Origin of the sequence: Aeromonas genomosp. paramedia, from assembly GCF_023093515.1 — a bacterium.
Taxonomy (GTDB): Bacteria; Pseudomonadota; Gammaproteobacteria; order Enterobacterales; family Aeromonadaceae; genus Aeromonas.
This window is the reverse complement of sequence record NZ_JAAROG010000011.1, coordinates 157,555-177,311: the sequence shown is the minus strand read 5'-3', so window position 1 is coordinate 177,311 and position 19,757 is coordinate 157,555. Positions and strand designations below refer to the sequence as shown.

Here is a 19,757-nt window from a genome sequence, read left to right as displayed (position 1 = left end):
CGGGGTGGAGCAGCTCGGTAGCTCGTCGGGCTCATAACCCGAAGGTCGTCGGTTCAAATCCGGCCCCCGCAACCAACCTTATTCTCTTTTCTCCTCCCTGTATCACTCCAGATCCTCGCCTGTATCAGCCTGATCCAGCACATTAATTTATGTGGTGGCGATCCATAGTCCCATTTGTTCGGTATCATTCTGGCTTCTGTTCATGGATGAGGCCTCTCCCTGTGATGCACCCTTTCAACTACCTTCCTCCCAAGATAACCATGCAGACCACCACCCTGAACGAGGTGATGGCGAGCGACATTCCCGTCAAACTGCTGCTGGTAGCCGAGACCGGGCGCGACGCCCTGCTGGCGCAACCGGCCTTCGCCGGGGTGGCGTCCCAGATAGCCCTGGGTCTGCCGGCCCCTTACCGGCTGGCGGATGGTCAGGGTCTGCAGCTGGTGATCTTCGTGGACTCGGCCCCCGTTGTGGATCACCGGCTCTACAAGCAGATCCGCACCTGGACAGCCCCCCTTGCGGGTCTCAAGGTGGCGCAACTGGCGCTGCACCTGGAGGGCTTTGATGAGGCGCCCCGGGCGCTGCTGGCCGAGCTGGTGCTCGCCACTCTGCTGGCGGCCGATGTGCCGCTGCCCACCCACAAACGCGCCGACGAGGCGCCCATCGGCTATCAGAGCCTGACCCTGTCTCCCCCCTGCGTCCTGGACCTGGCCCGCATCGAGGCCGAGGCGCAGGGCAACGGGCTGGCCCGTCACCTGGCCGTGCTGCCCGCCTCAGAGCTCAATGCCGGCAGCTACCGTGCCTTCGCGCGGCAGCTGGCGCAACAGGAGGGCTGGCAATGTCAGGAGTTCGACGAGGCGGCCCTCGCCAAACTCGGTGCCGGCGCCTTCCTGGCGGTGGCCAGGGGCTCGGAGGACAACCAGGCTGCCATCGTCAGGCTCAGCTATTGCCCGGCCAATCCGGTGCGCCGCATCGCGCTGGTGGGCAAGGGGATCTGCCACGACTCCGGGGGCTATAACCTGAAAGTGGGTGGCAGCATGTATGGCATGCACCTGGACATGGGGGGCAGCGCGGTGGCGCTCGGAACCCTGCATGCCATCAGCCGGGCCAGGTTGCCCGTTGAGGTGCACTGCTGGCTCGCCATCGCCGAGAACCACATAGGCCCCAAAGCCTACCGACCGGGGGAGGTGGTGACCGCCCTCAATGGCACCACCATAGAGGTGGTGGACACCGACGCCGAGGGGCGCATGGTGCTGGCGGATGCCTTGGCGCTCGCGGCCCAAGGGGAGCCAGATCTGCTGATCGACTACGCGACCCTGACCGGTGCCTGCAAGCGGGCGCTCGGCAGCCGCTACAGCGGCGCCTTCACCAATCGCCCCGACTGGCTTCCCGAGCTGATACGCCTGGGACAGCAGAGCGGTGAACGGATCTGGCCCTTCCCGCTGGACGAGGATTTTGACGACAACCTCGATAGCGAGTGGGCCGATCTGTTACAGTGCGCCCCGGGTAGCTCGCCGGATCACATCGACGCAGCCCGCTTCCTCAGCCGCTTCGTGCCCGGGCAGACCCCCTGGTTGCACCTGGATCTGAGCGGTTTTCGCAACAAGGGGGGCAACGGCGTGGTCGGCAGCGAAGTGACCGGGTTTGGCGTCAGGCTGTCGCTGACGCTGCTCGCCAGCCAGCTCGGCATGGCCGAGCCCGCCACATGAATGGCCAAGTACAACCAATAAGGACAAGCGTGAAACAAGCAAGCTATGACTGGGTGCTGTTCGATCTGGACGAGACCCTGCTCGATTTCCCGGTCGCCCAGGCACTGGAACGCACCCTGCAGATCTATGGCGTGACGCCGACGCCCCCCAGGATGGCGGCCTATCACGAGCTGAACCACAGGCTGTGGCAGCAATACAACTCAGGTGAGATAGACGCCACCCAACTGCAGCAGACCCGTTTTTCGATGTTTGCCGAGCAGGTGAACGTGGCGCCCATGGCGATGAATGACACCTTCCTGCAGCAGATCATCGCCCTGAGCGTGCCGCTGGAGGGGGTGGAGCAGACCCTGCTGGCCCTGAAGAGCCGGGTCAGGATGGGGATCATCACCAATGGTTTCAGCCTGCCCCAGCGCGGTCGCCTCGACAAGCTGGGCTGGAACGAGTGGTTTGAGCCCCTCGTTATCTCCGACGAGGTGCAGGTGACCAAGCCGGCTGCCGCCATCTTCCAGCACGCCCTGGATCTGATGGGGCAGCCGAGCCCGGCACGGGTGCTGATGGTGGGGGACAACCCCAAGACCGACATCGCCGGTGCCGCCGCCCAGGGGCTGGCGACCTGCTGGTACAACCCCGCCCGACAGCAGGGGCCCTGCGAGGCGACCCACGAGATCCATCACTTCGCCCACCTCTCTGACATAGTGCTGGGACGCTGAGCTCGGCGCCAGGCGACTTCGCAAAGACAAGAAAGGCAGCCCTCGGGCTGCCTTTTTTCATCGCTGGCGTTCTCAGGTGCCGAGGCGGCTGAGCAGCCAGGCCTCGAGCAGGGCGACGCCGGGGGCCAGCACGGCCTCGTCGAAGTCGAACTCCGGATGGTGGTGAGGCGCCGCCAGATTGGCCCCCAGAATGAGGTAGGCGGCCTCACCGCCGTGCTGCTGCACCCGCTCGATGAGGAAACCGGCATCCTCGCTGGCGCCGAAACGGCGGGTGTGGATGGTCTCCAGCTTGAGCGCCTCGGCCAGGGGCACTATCTCCTCGAGCAGGGCCGGGCTGTTCTCTATGCCGATGGCTTCCCCCTGCTTGCGAATGAGGTAGCTGGCCCCCTGCATCATGGCGGCCCCTTCCACTATCTGCTGCACCTGGCCGAACATGTAGTCGTTGAGGGCCGGGGTCGCGCCCCGGGTCTCTCCCATCAGGCGGGCGTGACCCGGGATCACGTTGCGACCACTGCCCCCATTGAGCTGGCCTATGTTGATGCGGGTCATGCCGTCCCGGTGGCGGGCGATGCCGAGCATGGCGGTGGTGGCCATGCAGGCCGCCGCCAGGGCGTTGCTGCCGGCGTTGGGCTCGAGCCCCGCGTGGGCGGCGCGCCCCATAAATTCCACATCGAACTTGGTGGAGCAGAGAAACTCGGTGGGGTTGATCACCAGCTCGCCGCTGTTGGCATGAATGCCGATGTGCAGCGCCAGCAGGGCATCCACATCATCGAGCTGACCGCCTGCTGCCAGCGCCTTGCCGCCGCGACACCCCTCTTCGGCAGGCTGGAAGAAGAGCTTGATACGGCCGTTGAGCCGCTCGGCCAGGGCGCCGATCCGCTCGGCCAGCACCAGCCCGATGGCGGTGTGACCATCGTGGGCGCAGGCGTGCATCCAGCCGGGGTTGGCGGAGTGCCACCCCTCCAGGCAGGGCTGGTGCGCCGGCTCCCGGCTCTCCTCCACCTCTACCGCATCGATGTCGAAGCGAAAGCCCAGGGTGGGGCCGGGGCGGCCGCTGTCCCAGACCCCCATCACACCGGTGATCTCGTCGATGCGGGCCAGCCAGTCGGGGTGGGCCCCCTGACGCAGGGCTCGCTCCTTCTGGGCTGCGACGTCTATCTCCCGTCCCATGATGAGGTTGCTGGCCAGCAGCTTGTCCCCCAGCATGACGGAAAAACCGAGTTCGGATAGGTGGTGGGCGATGAGGGCGCTGGTGCGAAATTCACACCAGGCGGCTTCGGGGAGACGGTGAAGGTCACGGCGCCAGTGGCGCAGAGCATCCTGAGTCATGGTGATTCCTGCATGGCAAATCCAGCGGACATTGTGACGGGCAGGGGGGCAAGAGTAAATCCCGCAGCGACAGATGCGGCAAGGGGAGCACTGAGGCTCCCCTTGCAAGAACGGCGATCATGACGATCAGGTCGTTAAATGCTCACTGATGGTCAATAACTCCTGACTGGCATCCTGTTCCTGCGCAAGCCTTCAAAAGTCCACCTTTGCGGGTGTTTTTGCGGCCTGGTGGCGCTATCAAGACGCAGGCCAGGCAGCTGCCTGACCGATTAACCGCCTTAGAGCTGTGCCAGCGAGGGCAGAGAGACGGCAACCAGAGTGAAAAACACGGTAAAAACGGCGGTAACAACGAACTCTTTCATTATTTTGTCTCCCTTGGCTGACTGATGATGAGACCAAGATACCACAATGACAGGGGATAACAATGAAAAATGTAATTATGTGGCAAAAACAGGTTGTAGGTGTCGTAGTGCTATGTTTTTGTAATTTTGTGGCCGTTTTATCACCCATTCAGGGGGTGGTGGATTTCCATCTCATGATATTTATCACTATATTGTTTATATACAGTTACTTATGGTTTTTCGTTTGCGTTTTTTGATGGGGTTTGTACGAGGCTGTTTTGGTGATTATCAACTTTTGTGGCGAAAAATGGCAGTGTGGTGCGCCTGAAAGTGTCGCCAATGATGGGTTGGTTAGCTGGTAGTGCCATTTCCTTCATCTCATCATTTTTATCTGCCCGCCATGGGGTAAACCCAGTCGGGACGGTGCTTTATCGTCATCACCTTCAGGCAGAATTTCAATTCACAGGGGTAAACAGGGTAAAAAAGCAGACATTCGGCTGGGAAAAGACCCCCAGCCCCGCCCGCCGAGCCGCGCTTTTTGGGGGGCGTCATGGCAGTAGGGGTGAGCTTGCATCACAGCGCAGAGGCAGGCACGCAGAGACAGGGACCCAGGCATGGGGCGCCCATTGTCAGAGGATGCAGGGCGCGAGTCGCCTTGAGAGGCGCTGTGGTGAGAGAGTGGGGTGCAAGTTCAGGCCGAAGCGCCATGCCCGAAGAGCATCCAGGATCGCAAAAGAGTGCGGGCAAGGGGAGGGGCAAGAGTCTGCGGGAGAGGGAGAAACCTCAGTAGAGTGCGGCGAAACGAAAGGGAGCGCCTGTATCGCCACGTTAACCCGGCAGCAGCGCAACAGGGGGCGGTTCGGCAGGCTGGCACACGGATGGCGCTGGAAGGCGGTGGCCTGTGCCTGTCAGCAGGGGGCTGATGACAACCGGCAGGCATAAAAAAACCCTCCATCGGAGGGTTTTTGTCATCACAGCCGGTAAAAAGCCGAGTGGCTTAGAACAGGGTGGTGGAGAGATCGTACAGCTCCTGATCGAACGGGCGCTTGAGGTTCTCGATGCAGTCGATGATGTCGTGGTGCACCATCTCGTTGCCCTGGATACCGACGCAGCGGCCACCCTGACCGGCCAGCAGCTGCTCGACGGCAAAGGCACCCATGCGGCTGGACATGATGCGATCGCGGGCGGTCGGCGAGCCGCCACGCTGGATGTGACCCAGTATGGTGGCGCGGGTTTCGCGGCCTGTCATGGCTTCGATGTCCTTGGCCAGGGCGTTGACGTCGGTAACGTGCTCGCAGATGGTGATGATGGCGTGCTTCTTGCCTTTGGCTTCGCCTTCCTTGATCTGTTGCAGCAGCTTCTCCTTGTCAAACGCCACTTCCGGCACGATCACGTACTCGGCGCCACCGGCAACGGCGGCGGACATGGCCAGATCGCCACAGTGGCGGCCCATGATCTCGACCACAGAGATGCGGTGGTGGGAGCTGCAGGTGTCGCGCAGGCGGTCGATGGCGTCGACGACCACGTTCAGGGCGGTGTCAAAGCCGATGGTGAAGTCGGTACCGGCGATGTCGTTGTCTATGGTGCCCGGCAGGCCGATGCAGGGGAAACCCTCTTCGGTCAGCTTCTTGGCGCCCATGTAGGAGCCGTCACCGCCGATCACCACCAGGGCGTCGATGCCGTGTTTTTTAAGGTTCTCGATCGCTTCGGCGCGCACTTTCGGGTCCTTGAACGCGGGGAAACGGGCAGAGCCCAGGAAGGTGCCACCGCGATTGACCACGTCGGAGACGCTGTGGCGCTCGAGCTTGACGATCCTGTCCTGATGCAGACCGAGGTAGCCATCATAGATGCCGTAGACTTCCAGGCCATGATGCAGACCGGCGCGCACCACGGCGCGAATGGCTGCGTTCATACCCGGTGCGTCACCACCACTGGTCAAAACACCAATACGTTTGATTTGTTTGGTCATGAGTGCCTCTGGATCTGAGTTGTCGAATATCAATATCTGAAAATGGGGCCAGCCGTTTTTACTATATCGGCTTTCCTATGGAAGAAGGGGCCCCATAGGAAAGCGATATCAAGAGAGGGGCCAGGCCCCTCTCTTGCGTCACTTACTGGGCGGCGCCAGCGATGATCTGGGAGAAGTCGTCCACTTTCAGGGACGCACCACCCACCAGGCCACCGTCGATGTCCGGCTGACCGAACAGGTCGGCAGCGGTCGCGCCAGTGACGGAACCACCGTACAGGATCTGTACCTTGGCAGCCACGGCGGCGTCGAAACCGGCCAGGTACTGACGGATGTGAGCGTGAACGGATTGCGCGATTTCCGGGGTGGCAGTCTTGCCGGTGCCGATGGCCCATACCGGCTCGTAAGCCACGACAGCGTTGGCGAAGGAGGCGATGCCGCAACGGTCGATGACGGCTTTGAGCTGGGTCTCGACCACGTTTTTGGTCACGCCGGCTTCGAACTGCTCCAGGGTCTCACCGATGCACAGTACCGGGATCAGGCCGCCCTTCTGGATGGCTTCGTACTTGGCAGCCACCACGTCGTCGGTCTCTGCGTGCAGGGTGCGACGCTCGCTGTGGCCGACCAGGGAGTAGGTGCAACCGAAGGCTTTGAGCATGGAGGGGGCGTTCTCGCCGGTGAAGGCGCCGGACTCGTGAACGTCGGCGTTCTGGGCACCGTAAGCGATCTTGCTGCCAGCGGTCAGCTGTTCAACCAGACCCAAAAAGATAACCGGCGGGCAGACGGCGACTTGCACGGAAGGATGAGCGGCAGCAGCCGGGGTCAGTCCTTTGATCAGAGCTTCGACAGAAGCTTTGGTGCCGTTCAGTTTCCAGTTACCCATTACCAGGTGCTGTCTCATCTTCTCAATCTCCTAGGCATTTGATTGCGCAACATTATATGAATTGAACCGAGCCCAAGATAGCTGACCCGGCGGCAAATGACGTAATTTTTTTTCGCTTTCCTGATCCAAATCAGGAATGCAAGAACCGATCGCTCATTCGTTAACCTGCCCCCGCAAACGGGCCCACCATACCCCAATCCACTCGTGAATGGCAGCCTCGGAATACATCAGATAACGCCCCTTGGGCAGGTAGCTGTAGAGGGGCTGCGGCTCCTGGCTCTGCTTGGCGGTGTAGTCGGTGGGGGCCGGCACCGCATCGAGTCCCTGACCGCGATAGAGGGCCATGGCCCTGGGCAGATGGGTGGCCGAGCTCACCAGGGCGACCCGCTTGCCCTTGAGGTGGGCGCTGATGCTGACCGCCTCGTCATGGGTGTCTTTGTTGTTTTCAAACAACGTCATTCGGGCGCGGGGGATGCCGAGGCTGGTCGCCATGCGGGCGTTGACCTCGGCATTGGAGAGGGGATCACCCGACACATAACCGGAGAAGACCAGCTCGGCCTCTGGATAGGCCTGGGCGAGGCGCACTCCCTCCAGAGTTCTGGCGAGGGCTATGTTGTTCTGCCAGGCGCGCTCGGGCACCGCCGGATCGCTCACGTGACCGTTGCCGAGCACCACGATGGCCTCTATATCCGGGTGCTGGTTTATCTCGAAGGGCGGATAGGTCTGCTCCAGGCTGCGTGCCAGCTCATAGCTGACGGGCCTCATCCCCATCAGGGCGATGATCACCAGGGAGAGGGTCGCCAGCAGCTTGCCACTCTTCTGAAAGCGGGTGAACCAGAGCAGCAGCAACGCCAGCAGTAATAAGGAGAGGGAGAAGGGCAGCGGCATCAGCAACTGGCCCAGCCATTTTTTAAGCTCAAACACTGTGGTGTCGTCCTTGAGTTTTCAGCGGATCCGGGATGTGACAGAATACCCCTCTTTTTTCCTGTGGCCCAATCCTGTGTGGTTTCTCCCTCAACCTCAACAGCGGGGCGGCCGAAGATGAGTGTGTCTTGAAGCAAGATCAGAGTTTTGACGGGCGCGCCGACAAGTTCGCCCGCAACATTTATGACTCCACCAAGGGGCGCATTCGCACCGCCGTGGTGTGGAGCGACATCGAAGCCTGCCTGGCGCGCCTTGGCAACCGGCCCCTGCGCATCCTGGATGCCGGCGGTGGTTTTGGCTACTTCGCCCAGAAGCTGGCGGCCATGGGCCACCAGGTGGAGCTGTGCGATCTCTCGGCAGAGATGCTGGATCTCGCCCGGGAGCAGATTGCCCAGAAGGGGCTGGAAGACAGAATTCGTCTCATCCATTGCCCCATTCAGGATCTCAAGGCCCATGTGACCGGCACCTTTGATCTGGTGCTCTGTCATGCGGTGCTGGAGTGGCTCGCCGAGCCCCGCCAGACCCTGCTCGGTCTGTTCCCTTTCGTCAATGCAGGGGGCATACTGTCGCTGCTTTTTTACAATCGTCATGGCCTCTTGTTCCAGAGCCTGGTGGTGGGCAATTTCGACTACGTGCGCCAGGGGCTGAACAAGAAGCGTCAGACTGCGCTGACTCCCACCAACCCCCAGTTGCCGGAACAGGTCTATGACTGGATAGGCCGGGGGGGCCTCAAGATCATCGGCAAGACAGGGGTGCGGGTCATTCACGACTACATGCGCCACAAGCAGGAGCAGGTCGAGAAATTCGACGATCTGCTGGCCATGGAGCAGCACTACTGTCGTCAGGAACCCTTTGTCTCCCTTGGGCGCTACATCCATGTGATGGCCCAGAAGCCGGTCGGCTGAGGGCTGTCATGGGGGCCTGAATGGCCGGGATGCAAGGGTTTATGCGGTCGGGATACCGCCGCCGGGGTTGCCCATCCCCGGGTCCGAATCACCACGAGGGGTCTGGTACCCCCGTTTATAACAACGAGATGATAACGTCATGATGAGTACATCCCGTACCCTGCCAGAGACGGTGGGATGGGTCAGACAGGAGGGCCTCTCCTTGAATCTGCCCACCGACAGGCTGGCCTTTCTGATTGCGATCAAGACGCTGTCCGAGGACGAGTCTGATCTCTCGGAGGCCGCGCTGCACGACGCCTTCGGCTATGTGAGCAGCGCCTTCGGCCAGATGGACGAAACCCTCTCGGGTCGCGCCAACAACGCCATCAACGATCTCATTCGCCAGCAGCTGCTGTCGCGCTTCACCACCGACATGGTGGCGGGGGAGAGCCTCTATCGCCTGTCGCGCCTCGGGGTCGGCATCGTCGACTTCTTCATGGAGAACCGCCAGGTCGACTCCATCAAGCTCTCCATCCTGCTCGAACACCTGGCGGCCGAGCTCGACACCGCCCGCGAGGCGGCGCTCGAGACCAATACCCGGGAGCAGTGGGACGCAGAAGTGCTGCCGCGCCTCACCTTCTCCCTGGAGGAGACCCTGGGGCGCATCGATCTCACCCAGCGCGCCATGGACGAGCAGCAGAATCAGGTCAAGAACGAGATTGCGGCCCTGCTGACCCAGAACTGGATCGACGCCATCCACAGCTGCGAGAAGCTGCTGCGCGAGACGGGCCAGACCCTGCGCGAGCTGCAGGATACCCTGGATGCCGCCGGCCACCGCCTGCAGGCGGGGCTGCTCAACATTCAGGAAGCGGCCCAGGGGCGCGACGATCTCCTCCACGTCGAGGAGCTGACCCATGCCCTGCAGGGGCGGCTCGACGTCATCACCTCCTGGGGTCAGCAGTGCATCGAGCTCTGGTCCCGCTATGACAGGCACGTCCACAAGTTCATCCGCAACGCCATCGACATGGACAAGAACCGCGCCTTCAGCCAGCGGCTGCGGGAATCCATCCGCAACTTCGAGCAGCACAACTTCTTGCTCAGAGTCGCCGAGGAGCCGCGCCTCCTGGAGCTGCGGGACGAAACCATCGCCATCCACGACGAGGAGGTGACCGGCGAGGTGCCCCTCGAGATGGAGTTCATGGAGATGGTGGACATCAACCAGGCGCTGGCGGAGCGCATCGAGCGTTATCTGGCCCGCTATCCCGAGCAGGGGCAGCAACTGGATCTCGCCGACGTGCTGCGAGAATACCTGCTCGATTTCCCGGCCCACGCCCACTTCGACGTGGCGCGTCTGCTGATAGACCAGGCCGTGCGCCTCGGCCATGCCAGCGGTGAGCGCGAGCTGCACCGCCAACCCGCATGGAAACCCATTAACCAAGCTGGATCCAAGGTTCAGGCCTATGTCATTGATCAATTCTGAGTTTCCCTTGCCCCTGCGGCTCGCAGAGGCCATCGCCAACCCCTTGTTTCCGCGCATCGACACCGCCCTGCGCTCGGGGCGCCACATCAGTGCCGACGATTTCGAACAGCATTCGGCCCTGGTGGAGTTCCATGGCGAGCTCGAGATCTTCTACGGCCGCTATCAGGTCGAGCTCATCAAGGCGCCTGAGGGCTTCTTCTACCTGCGCCCGCGCCCGAGCGCCGACATCGGAACAACCGTTTTATCTGAGCTCGATATGCTGGTGGGCAAGGTGCTCTGCTACCTCTATTTGAGCCCGGATCGCCTCGCCTCCGAAGGGGTCTTCACCATGGGTGAGCTGCAGGAGGAGGTGCTGAGTCTGGCGGACGAGAAGCAGTTGCTGCGCATGGTCAACAGCCGCTCCGGTGGCACGGATCTCGACAAGAAGAAGCTGCTCGAGAAGATCCGCACCTCCATGCGCCGTCTCAAGCGCCTCGGGATGATCACCGCCCTTGGCAACAGCGACAAATTCCGGGTCAACGAATCCGTGTTCCGCTTCGCCGCCGATGTGCGTTCCGACGAGGATCCCCGCGCCGTGCAGCTGCGGATGATCCAGGAGGGGGAGGCCATCTTCCACGACGACGAGATGCCGAGCAGCGACTCGCTGTTCGAGGATATTGAAGAGGATCTGGACGAAGAGCAGCTGGAGCTGGAGGTGGAAGATGATCTGCAACGTTAATGTTCTGGCACCGATGGCGTCGGCCGGTTTGATGGAGAGTGCGGCGTGAGAGGCAAATTCAAATCCCTGACCATGGTCAACTGGAACGGCTTCTTCGCCCGGACCTTCGATCTCGACCAGCTGGTCACCACCCTGTCCGGCGGCAACGGCGCGGGCAAATCCACCACCATGGCGGCCTTTATCGCGGCCCTGATCCCGGATCAGTCCCTGCTCCACTTCCGCAACACCACAGAGGCGGGCTCATCCAGCGCGTCCCGTGACAAGGGGCTCTACGGCAAGCTGCAGCGCGGTCACTGCTATTCGCTGCTGGAAGTGATGAACAGCCGCGAGCAGCGGATCTGGGTCGGCGTGCACCTGGAGCAGGTGGCGAACCGGGACAACAAGGTCAACATCACCCCCTTCGCCCTGGTGGACGTGCCAGACAGCCTGCAACCCACGGATCTGCTGCTGGAAAAACTCCATGACGGCAAGGGGCGGGTGCGCGCCTTCGCCGATCTGAAGGGGGCCGCCGCCGAGCTGGGGGCCATCAAGGTCGCCAAGTTCAATACGGTGACCGATTATCACAACTTCATGTTCGAGTTCGGCATCACGCCCAAAAAATTGCGTGATCAAAAGGATCGCGGCAAGTTCTATCGCCTGATCGAGGCCTCGCTGTATGGCGGTATCTCTTCGTCCATCAGCCGCTCCCTGCGGGAATACCTGTTGCCGGAGAACTCCGGGGTGCGCAAGGCGTTCCAGGACATGGAGGCGGCCATCTACGAGAACCGCCGCACCCTGGAAGCCATCAAGGAGACCCAGGGCCAGCGGGATCTGTTCAAGAACCTGATCACCGAGACCACCCACTACGTGGCGGCGGAGTATGTGCGGGGCGCCGCCGAGAAGAGCCGTCTCTCCGAGCTGGCCCTCAAAGCCCGTGCCGAGCTCGCCGGCAAACGCCGTCTGCTGGCGGAAGAGAAGCAGCGCGCCATCTATCTGGCGGACGAGGTGGATCAGCTCACCAACCGCGAGAAGCTCCTGACCGACGAGCTGGAGTCCGCCGCCGAGCACCTGGCCAAGGTGATGGCCGCCGTGGCGCTGCAAAAGAAGATAGAGCTGTATCGCGCCGATCTGCGGGAGCTCAACGACAAGCTCGAGCAGCAGCAGGCGGTGGTGGAAGAGATCCACGGCCAGTTGCTGGAAATGGAGGAGCGCAAGGAGCTGGCCCAGGCAGAGGTAGACAGCCTCAAGACCCAGCTCGCCGACTATCAGCAGGCGCTGGACATTCAGCAGACCCGCGCCATCCAGTACCGCCAGGCGGTGCAGGCGCTGGAGACGGCCCGCACGCAGTGCGAGCTGCCGGGATTGAGCGCCGAGCAGGCGAGCGACACCCTGCACCAGTTCCGCGCCGCCGAGCAGAGCCTCACCAGCCGGGTGCTGGGGGCCGAGCAGCAACTGGCGCTGGCCAAGGCGGCGGTGGCCGAGCATCAGGCCGCGCTGACACTGCTGCTGAGCATTGCTCCCGAGACCGCTCGCGAGGCGGCCTGGCCCACGGCGCAGGCGCTACTCAAGCGTCACATCGAAGACAAAGCCCGCATTGCCCAGGGGCAGGGGCTGCGCGCCGCGCTGGCCCGCCTCGAGAAAGAGAGCGACAGCCAGAAGGCGCTCTTCAAGTTGCGCGACGAGCTGCAGCAGGCTTCCGGTCAGCTTATTGCCAGTCAGGATGAGCTGGAGATCTTCCTGGAAGCCCAACGCACCCGTCAGGAGGAGCTGAGTGATCAGCAGGCGGAGGCGAACCAGCGCCGCGCCAGCCTCGAGCATCAGGGCGCCCAGCTCGGCCGCGATATCAGCGATCTCACCAAGCTGGCCCCGCGCTGGCTCAAGTCGTTCGAGAAACTCGAGCAGTTGCGCGAGCAAAGTGGCTTGGCCTTGGACACTGCCGAGGCGCTCTCGGCCGGCATGCAGACAGTGCTCGACAAGGAGCGGGAGTTCGAGCAGGAGAGCAACCGCATCCAGGGGCAGAAGCAGGCGCTGGAGCGGCAAATTCGCAACCTGCAGCTGGGGGCTGGCGAGGCGGATCCGCGCCTGGCCCGCGTCGCCGAGCAGGTGGGGGGCGTGCTGCTCTCCGATGTCTATGACGATATCTCCATCGACGATGCCCCTTACTACTCCGCGCTTTACGGCCCGGCTCGCAGCGCTCTGGTGGTGCTTGACCTTGAAGGCGCCATCGAGCGGCTGAAAAAGCTGGAAGATTGCCCGGAGGATATCTACCTCATTCAGGGCAACCCCGACTCCTTTGACGAGGATCTGGTGGAAGCGGACGAGCTCGGTGACGCCGTGCTGGTGCGCACCAGCAAGCGTCAGGTGCGCTTCTCCCGCTACCCCGAGCTGCCGCTCTTTGGCCGCGCCGCCCGGGAAAAACGGATCGAGCAGCTCGACCTTGAGCGGGAAAATCTTATCGAGGGCTACGCCAAGGCCGCCTTCGAGCAGCAGAAGTACCACCGCCTCTACGGCCACTTCCGCGACTTTATCGGCCAGCATCTGGATATCGCCTTCCGCCCGGACCCGGAAGCCGAAGTGCAGGCCAAGCAGGCCGAACTGCGCAAGCTGCAAGAAACCATGGCCGAGTGCGACAAGCAGCTGGCCGAGGCCAAGGCCGCCGCCGCCCAGCTGACTCGCCATATCCAGCTGGTGCAGGGGATGCTGCCCTTTGCCCACCTCTTTGCCGAGACAGAGCTGGCGGCCCGCCTCGAGGCGGCCCGCGCCGATGTGGAGGCACTTAAAACCGCCGAAGCCTTTGTGGCCCAGCATGGCAAGGGGCTGGAGAAGCTTGAGACCCTGGTGCAGGTGCTGCGCCAGGATCCCCAGGATCTCTCTGCCCTGCAGGCAGCCTTCGACGAGGCGAGCGACCTGCTGGCGGAGCAGAAGCGCCGCGCCTACGCGCTGGATCAGCTGGTGGCCCGGCTGCCGCACTTTGCCTATCAGGACGCACAAGACCTGCTCGGCAAGGCATCCGAGATGAGCGAGCGCCTCAAAGAGAAGCTTAAAATAGCGGAGCTTGCCGCCCGCACCGCCGGCGAGCAGCACAAGCAGATAGCCCTGCGTCACACCGAGGCGCTGCAACTGCGCACGGCGCTCGATTCCAGCGCCTCGGCCAAGGGCCAGACCCTGGCGGAGTTCGAGCAGGAGCTGGGGGCCATGGGGCTCACCCTGTCGGACGACATGGAGGAGAAATCCCGCGCCCACAAGAAGGAGATCGAAGAGCTGCTCATCCGTACCCGCTCCCGTCGCACCAGCGCCGAGGCCCAGTTGCAGGTGACCAAGCGCGAGATCGAATCCCTCGGCGGGCGTCTCAAGCTGGAAGGCAAAGACTACTTCGGTGCCCGCAAATCCCTGGTGGGCCACAAGGCGAGCTGGTCGCGGGTGGTGCGTCTGGCGCGGGAGACCGACGTCGAGAAGCGCCTCAACAAGCGGGAGCTGGCTTACTTAGACAGCGACGAGCTGCGCTCCATGTCGGACAAGGCCCTCGGCGCCCTGCGGGTCGCCGTGGCCCACGACGAGGCCCTGCGCGATGCGCTGCGACTGTCGGAGGGCAACCGCAGCACCGAGCAGAAGGTTGCCTTCTACGTGCAGGTCTACCGTTACCTCAAAGATCGCATCCGCAACGACATCATCCGCTCGGACGATCCGGTGGAGGCCATCGAGGAGATGGAGATCGAGCTGGCCCGTCTGGCGGACGAGCTCAAGCAGCGGGAAAATCACCTGTCCCTCTCCTCCCACGAGGTGGCGGCCAAGATCACCAACATCATCCGCCGGGAGCAGAACCGCATCCGGGTACTGAACCAGGGCTTGCAGAACATCGCCTTCGGCCTGGTGCGCGGGGTGCGCCTCAACGTCAATATCCGCGAGGCCCACACTCGTCTGCTGACCGCGCTCGCCGATCAGAGTGCCATGCACAACGATCTGTTCGCCGACAAGGAGCTCAGCTTCTCCGAGGCCATGGCCAAGCTGTTCCAGCGCCTGAACCCGCAGATAGAGCAGGGGGAGCGCAACTATCAGGTGATGGGGGACGTGCTGCTGGACTACCGCAACTACCTGGAGCTCGAAATCGAGGTACAGCGCGGTGCCGATGGCTGGCTGCGTGCCGAGAGCGGTGCCCTCTCCACCGGCGAGGCGATCGGCACCGGTCAGGCCATCCTCTTGATGGTGCTCATCAGCTGGGAGGAGGAGTCCCGCCGCCTGCGCGGCAAGGACATCGCCCCCTGCCGTCTGCTGTTCCTCGACGAAGCGGCGCGCCTGGATGGCAAGTCCATCGCCACCCTGTTCGAGCTGTGCGAGCGGCAGGACATGCAGCTGCTTATCGCGGCGCCGGAGAACATCAGCCCCGAGAAGGGCACCACCTACAAGCTCATCCGCAAGGTGCAGGGCAAGCACGAGCACGTGCATGTGGTGGGGCTGCGGGGCTTCGGTTTCGCCGATGACAAGCTCATCGCCTGATCCCTGACACAGACTGACGGGTGAACACACAAACGGGAGGCTTGGGCCTCCCGTTTTCCATGGGAAATATGAGAGAGTAGGCCCCTGTTCGCGGGATCCAGATTGGTGCTGAAAGTGATGATGAGAGTGGCGATGGAAGATATGAGAGGCAAGGTACAAAGAGGGCTGCTGGCCTCCCTGTGCCTGCTGCTTGCGGCCTGCAGCAGCCAGCCTGATGCAGGCAGTGCGGGCAACTGGCGGGGTTATACCCAGACGGGGCTGGCCTCCTACTATGCCGATCGCTACCACAACAAGAAAACCGCCAGCGGCGAGCCCTACCAGAAGAGCGCCAACACCGCCGCCCACATGACGCTGCCCTTCGGCGCCATGGTGAGGGTGACCAACCTTGCCAACGGCAAGAGCGTGGTGGTGCGGGTCAATGACAGGGGCAACTTCCCGAGGGGGCGAGTGATCGATCTCTCAAGGGCTGCATTCAGTACCATAGGCAACACCCGATCCGGTCTTATCAAGGTCAAGGTCGAGGTGCTGTAGGGGGTTGCAGACGGACCATTGCACAGTGGGAGATGGCGGGAGCCCGCTCTTTGCATCTCGGCGTTGACAGCCTCCCGCCTTCAGCCGTATCTGTGTGATTGCGTGACTGCCACTCAGGCAGGCACCCGGCTGATCTCTTGCTGCCCTCGCCAGGGCGCCAATACGGAGGTTGTTGAGATGACGAACCGCACGCCCATTCAGGCCACACAGATCCCGGAGAACAAGGCCAGGTCCCTCTATCCGGAGCCCTTTGCCTCCCTGGTCAAGCACCGCACCCGGCGCTGGCTGGGGGACCACTTCGGTCTCGCCAATCTTGGGGTCAACCTGACGACCCTGGCGCCGGGGGCCATCTCGGCGCTCAAACACCATCACGGTCTGCAGGACGAGTTCATCTATGTGCTCTCGGGCAACCCCACCCTGCGCTATGGGGAGGAGGAGTATCTGATGTCGCCGGGGGAGTGCATCGGCTTCAAGGGCGGCAACGGCCTGGCCCACCAGTTGCTCAACCACGGTGAGGTGGAGGCGGTCTATCTCGAGGTGGGGGACAGGCTGGCGGGGGACACAGTCCAATACCCTGACGACGATCTGGCCCTGGTGCAGGGCGCCGATGGCGCCTGGGTAGCCAGACACAAGGACGGGTCCCCCTATTAGGGACTCCTTACTCTTTGGGAAAGCATGACAAGCCTATGAAATTCATCCCCTTTGGTGACGTGCGCGCAGAGGATTTTCTGCCCCTGGTCAACGACGAGACGCTGCGAAAGCACCTGATTGACCACCCCACCTTCGATGCCGCCGGGGTGCGGGCCTGGATGGATGAGAAGATGGAGATAGACGCGCTGCCCGGTTGCCGCGTGCGCGCCGTCCTCATCGATGGCGCCCTGGTGGGGTGGTGCGGCCTCCAGCCCGATGAGGAGGGGGTCGAGATTGCCATCGTGATCGCCAGGGCGGGTTGGGGCAGGGGGCTCGCCATCTTCCACGAGATGATGGGCTGGGCGCGCACCATGGGCCATCAGGAGGTGGTCTTTCATCTGCTGGGCACCCGCCCCCCATACAGATCCCTCGTCAGGCGCGCCACCAGGGTGAAGAAGACGACACTCTCCGGGCACTCCTTCACCAGCTATTACTTCAGGGTTCAGAGTTGGAGCAGGCCCTGACGGTGAGCCAGGCGCTCGCCTCTGGCCGCGCATCTGTCCCTGCCGCCGCCTCTTTGTTCACCCTGTTGAACACTCTGTCCATCCTGGCCATCTATATCGGCCTGACCGCCATGCCTACACTGGGCGCCATGTTGGGGGAGGCGGCTGCCATGAGAAGGCAGGCACCTCCCGGTCTCTTGATGATGTGACAGTGGAGAAACAGGGATGAAGAGAGAGTCGGACAAGATAGTGTCGATCGCCGTGCTCAAGGCCCGCGCCGGCATGAGGGAGCGCCTGCGCCAGGGGTTGCTCGCGCTGATAGCGCCCACCCGCCAGGAGCCTGGCAACCTCGATTACGTGCTGTTCGAGCTGAAGGAGGAACCCGGCACCTTCTACATGCGCGAAGCCTTCGTGAGCCAGGCCGCCCTGGATGCCCACTGCGCGAGCGACTATTTTCAGGCCTTCGCCCGCCAGGCGGACGAGCTGCTGGCCGAGCCCCTTCGGCTCGTTTTCATGGAGGAAGTGAGTCCCTGACCCCTGCCACACAGCCCGATGATCCCTCATCGGGCTGTTTGCCTTCAGCCTCGCTCCGGCAGGTTCATCTGCTCGCTCATGGTGTCGATGAAGTGGCGGATGGCGGTGGTCGCGGGCTGTCCGGCCAGGGGCGGGGCATGGAGCACGCAGAGATCGGCGGGGATCCCCTGCTCGAGGCGGATGAAGCGCACATGGGGCCACTTCTGACGGGCGTAGCTCGCGGGCACCAGCGCCACCTGCTGGCTGGTGGCCACCACTGCCATCAGGGTATTGGGCTCCACCACCTCCTGGCGCAGTCGGGGGTAAAAGCCCTCCACCAGGCAGGCGTTGATGATGAGATCCGTGGAGGCGGAGTTGGCGCGGTTCATCAGCACGAAGGGCTCTGCGGCGAGCTCGGGCAGGGAGACCCGCTTGCGATCCCGCAGGGGGTGTTCGTCCGATACCACCAGCACCATGGACTCCCGATAGACGATCTCGGCCTGCAGCGGGTGGATGTTGAGGGTGTCGGCGAAGCGGGCGAGGCCGATGTCTATCTCCTTGCTGGCCAGCGCCTGCTTCTGGCGCTCGGGAGAGAGCTCGGTGAAGGTGATCTCGCACTCGGGGTGGCGCTGGTGGCACTGGCGGATCACCTCGCCAAAGCCAGCCCAGAAGATGGAGCTGACCAACCCGATGCGGATCTGGTTGCGCTCCATGCGCCCCGCCTGCACCACCCGGTTGAGGCCGCTCTCCAGCACATCGAACAGCCGCTCGCATTCGGCCTGCAGCAGACGCCCTGTGGGGGTCAGGTTCACCTGACGGGTGTGGCGATCAAACAGGGTCACTCCCAGCAGGGATTCCAGCTCTTTGATGTGAGCGCTCAGCGGCGATTTGGAGACATTGAGCCGCAGGGCGGCCCGGCTGAAGTGACCCTGGCTCGCCACTTCATGGAAGTAGCGCAGCATCTTGAGGGTGACGCGATCGCGCCATTGGCTGTCCGGGAACATGGTCTCTCCAGGCTTGAGGGGTGAGATCGCCGTCAAAGATCGGGCACGGATATGGCGGGGCAGCGAGGCGGGTCCCTCCTGAAAGCGCGATCCACATCACACAGGGTCCCAGCGATTTTCTCCCTCCGGCGCTCCGTTTGACGGAGAAATGGCATGACGCGGCGGTTTTTGGGCCATTTCAGGCGCGCCATCGCCCCATCACACCGGCCATTGTGCTTTATATCGGGATAATCAGGCCGATTTTAGCGATTTTTGTCGTCCAATACCTCTCCTAGAGTGAGCGCCATGTCTCATTCACAGCCTCAAGAGGTGCAACTCATGCAACAAGATCCCGTACTCAACGCCGTCGCCACCATTCTCGCCCGCAAGCCGGGGTTTGCCCCCCGCGCCGCCATGATCCTGGGCTCCGGCCTCGGCGTGCTGGCCGATGCGCTGGAGGAGAAAGTCACCATCCCCTACGAGGAGCTGGACGGCTTCCCGGTCAGCACGGTGGCGGGCCACAGCGGCGAGCTGGTGCTCGGCAAGCTGCACGGGGTGGACGTGGTCTGCATGAAGGGGCGCGGCCACTACTACGAACACGAGACCATGAAGGTGATGACCACCCCGGTGCGCACCTTCAAGCGGCTGGGCTGCGAGCTGCTGCTGGTGACCAATGCGGCCGGATCGCTGCGCCCGGAGCGGATCGGGGTCGGCTCCCTGGTCATCTTCAACGATCACATCAACACCATGCCGGGCACCCCCATGACGGGGGCCAATGACGAGGCCTATGGCCCGCGCTTCTTCAGCCTGGCCAATGCCTATGACAAGGGGTTGCGCAGCGAGGCGCTGGCGCTGGCCGAGCGGGAGGGGATCGCCGTCAATCAGGGGGTCTTCGTCTCCTACAGCGGCCCCTGTTTCGAGACCGCCGCCGAGATCCGCATGATGCAGATCATCGGGGGCGACGTGGTGGGGATGTCGGTGGTGCCCGAGGTGGTCAGCGCCGCCCATTGCGCGCTGCCGGTGCTGGCCATCTGCGCCATCACCAACATGGCGGAGGGGCTTGGCGACGTGCAGCTCTCCCACGAGCAGACCCTCAAGTGCGCCAAGCTCGCGGAAGCGGACTTCATCCGCCTCATCAACGCCTTCATCCAGCACCACTTCCAGTAAGCAGGGAACGACCAGG

Annotated in this window: 17 protein-coding genes; 12 read left to right on the top strand and 5 right to left on the bottom strand. The window is 62.9% G+C overall.

What is annotated here, in order from left to right:
- The first annotated feature begins 221 nt into the window (after positions 1–221).
- Together HB860_RS07330 and yjjG are read left to right on the top strand one after the other, a co-directional pair.
- Positions 222–1,706, top strand: coding sequence for a M17 family metallopeptidase (locus HB860_RS07330; RefSeq protein ID WP_247626207.1), 1,485 nt, complete (start codon positions 222–224; stop codon positions 1,704–1,706).
- Positions 1,707–1,735: 29 nt separating this feature from the next.
- Positions 1,736–2,416: a pyrimidine 5'-nucleotidase gene (gene yjjG / locus HB860_RS07325; RefSeq protein WP_202045828.1), complete on the top strand. Its 681-nt coding sequence runs from the start codon at positions 1,736–1,738 to the stop codon at positions 2,414–2,416.
- Positions 2,417–2,488: 72 nt separating this feature from the next.
- Here the strand turns inward: yjjG and HB860_RS07320 are convergent, their stop codons facing one another.
- From HB860_RS07320 to elyC, 4 genes are all read right to left on the bottom strand, one after another.
- Positions 2,489–3,745, bottom strand: coding sequence for an amidohydrolase (locus HB860_RS07320; protein WP_247626206.1), 1,257 nt, complete (start codon positions 3,743–3,745; stop codon positions 2,489–2,491).
- 1,338 nt (positions 3,746–5,083) lie between these two features.
- The gene (gene pfkA / locus HB860_RS07315; RefSeq protein WP_005326082.1) at positions 5,084–6,055 is read right to left on the bottom strand and encodes a 6-phosphofructokinase; all 972 of its coding nucleotides are present in this window, start codon (positions 6,053–6,055) and stop codon (positions 5,084–5,086) included.
- Positions 6,056–6,197: 142 nt separating this feature from the next.
- Positions 6,198–6,953, bottom strand: a complete 756-nt coding sequence (gene tpiA / locus HB860_RS07310; RefSeq protein ID WP_139434336.1) for a triose-phosphate isomerase — start codon at positions 6,951–6,953, stop codon at positions 6,198–6,200.
- A 135-nt stretch (positions 6,954–7,088) separates the two neighbouring features.
- Positions 7,089–7,859 (bottom strand): envelope biogenesis factor ElyC, encoded by a 771-nt coding sequence (gene elyC / locus HB860_RS07305; RefSeq protein ID WP_247626205.1) that lies wholly within the window; start codon positions 7,857–7,859, stop codon positions 7,089–7,091.
- Between the two features lie 128 nt (positions 7,860–7,987).
- Between elyC and cmoM the strand changes: the two genes are divergently transcribed.
- From cmoM to HB860_RS07260, 9 genes are all read left to right on the top strand, one after another.
- Positions 7,988–8,764, top strand: a complete 777-nt coding sequence (cmoM, locus tag HB860_RS07300; protein ID WP_139434338.1) for a tRNA uridine 5-oxyacetic acid(34) methyltransferase CmoM — start codon at positions 7,988–7,990, stop codon at positions 8,762–8,764.
- 139 nt (positions 8,765–8,903) lie between these two features.
- Positions 8,904–10,223, top strand: coding sequence for a chromosome partition protein MukF (gene mukF, locus HB860_RS07295; RefSeq protein WP_202045826.1), 1,320 nt, complete (start codon positions 8,904–8,906; stop codon positions 10,221–10,223).
- The gene (gene mukE, locus HB860_RS07290; protein WP_139434340.1) at positions 10,204–10,941 is read left to right on the top strand and encodes a chromosome partition protein MukE; all 738 of its coding nucleotides are present in this window, start codon (positions 10,204–10,206) and stop codon (positions 10,939–10,941) included. Before mukF ends, mukE begins: the two co-directional genes overlap by 20 nt.
- A 45-nt stretch (positions 10,942–10,986) precedes the next feature.
- Positions 10,987–15,414, top strand: coding sequence for a chromosome partition protein MukB (mukB, locus tag HB860_RS07285; protein ID WP_247626204.1), 4,428 nt, complete (start codon positions 10,987–10,989; stop codon positions 15,412–15,414).
- Positions 15,415–15,546: 132 nt separating this feature from the next.
- The gene (locus HB860_RS07280) at positions 15,547–15,945 is read left to right on the top strand and encodes a septal ring lytic transglycosylase RlpA family protein (protein WP_247626203.1); all 399 of its coding nucleotides are present in this window, start codon (positions 15,547–15,549) and stop codon (positions 15,943–15,945) included.
- Positions 15,946–16,122: 177 nt separating this feature from the next.
- On the top strand, positions 16,123–16,596 hold the full coding sequence (locus HB860_RS07275) for a cupin domain-containing protein (RefSeq protein ID WP_247626202.1): 474 nt from the start codon (positions 16,123–16,125) through the stop codon (positions 16,594–16,596).
- A gap of 35 nt (positions 16,597–16,631) precedes the next feature.
- Positions 16,632–17,099: a GNAT family N-acetyltransferase gene (locus tag HB860_RS07270; RefSeq protein ID WP_247626201.1), complete on the top strand. Its 468-nt coding sequence runs from the start codon at positions 16,632–16,634 to the stop codon at positions 17,097–17,099.
- Entirely contained in the window at positions 17,084–17,287 is a 204-nt protein-coding gene (locus HB860_RS07265) for a hypothetical protein (protein WP_247626200.1), read from the top strand. The genes HB860_RS07270 and HB860_RS07265 overlap by 16 nt, the downstream gene beginning before the upstream one ends.
- Positions 17,288–17,303: 16 nt before the next feature.
- On the top strand, positions 17,304–17,612 hold the full coding sequence (locus tag HB860_RS07260) for a putative quinol monooxygenase (RefSeq protein WP_247626199.1): 309 nt from the start codon (positions 17,304–17,306) through the stop codon (positions 17,610–17,612).
- A 44-nt stretch (positions 17,613–17,656) separates the two neighbouring features.
- Here the strand turns inward: HB860_RS07260 and HB860_RS07255 are convergent, their stop codons facing one another.
- Positions 17,657–18,595 carry a LysR family transcriptional regulator gene (locus HB860_RS07255; protein WP_247626198.1) on the bottom strand — a complete coding sequence of 313 codons (939 nt, stop codon included), beginning with the start codon at positions 18,593–18,595 and terminating at the stop codon, positions 17,657–17,659.
- A 318-nt stretch (positions 18,596–18,913) separates the two neighbouring features.
- Here HB860_RS07255 and xapA point away from each other — a divergent pair, with 318 nt between their 5' ends.
- The gene (gene xapA, locus HB860_RS07250; protein WP_139434347.1) at positions 18,914–19,741 is read left to right on the top strand and encodes a xanthosine phosphorylase; all 828 of its coding nucleotides are present in this window, start codon (positions 18,914–18,916) and stop codon (positions 19,739–19,741) included.
- The last annotated feature ends 16 nt before the right edge of the window (positions 19,742–19,757 follow it).

Bases quoted from the DNA above. Each gene is read 5' to 3' on its own strand.
- HB860_RS07280 (WP_247626203.1), top strand. From the start codon at position 15,547: ATGGAAGATATGAGAGGCAAGGTACAAAGAGGGCTGCTGGCCTCCCTG.
- tpiA (WP_139434336.1), bottom strand. From the start codon at position 6,953: ATGAGACAGCACCTGGTAATGGGTAACTGGAAACTGAACGGCACCAAA.
- pfkA (WP_005326082.1), bottom strand. From the start codon at position 6,055: ATGACCAAACAAATCAAACGTATTGGTGTTTTGACCAGTGGTGGTGAC.
- HB860_RS07270 (WP_247626201.1), top strand. From the start codon at position 16,632: ATGAAATTCATCCCCTTTGGTGACGTGCGCGCAGAGGATTTTCTGCCC.
- xapA (WP_139434347.1), top strand. From the start codon at position 18,914: ATGCAACAAGATCCCGTACTCAACGCCGTCGCCACCATTCTCGCCCGC.
- HB860_RS07260 (WP_247626199.1), top strand. From the start codon at position 17,304: ATGAAGAGAGAGTCGGACAAGATAGTGTCGATCGCCGTGCTCAAGGCC.
- HB860_RS07275 (WP_247626202.1), top strand. From the start codon at position 16,123: ATGACGAACCGCACGCCCATTCAGGCCACACAGATCCCGGAGAACAAG.
- mukE (WP_139434340.1), top strand. From the start codon at position 10,204: ATGTCATTGATCAATTCTGAGTTTCCCTTGCCCCTGCGGCTCGCAGAG.
- HB860_RS07255 (WP_247626198.1), bottom strand. From the start codon at position 18,595: ATGTTCCCGGACAGCCAATGGCGCGATCGCGTCACCCTCAAGATGCTG.
- mukF (WP_202045826.1), top strand. From the start codon at position 8,904: ATGATGAGTACATCCCGTACCCTGCCAGAGACGGTGGGATGGGTCAGA.
- HB860_RS07320 (WP_247626206.1), bottom strand. From the start codon at position 3,745: ATGACTCAGGATGCTCTGCGCCACTGGCGCCGTGACCTTCACCGTCTC.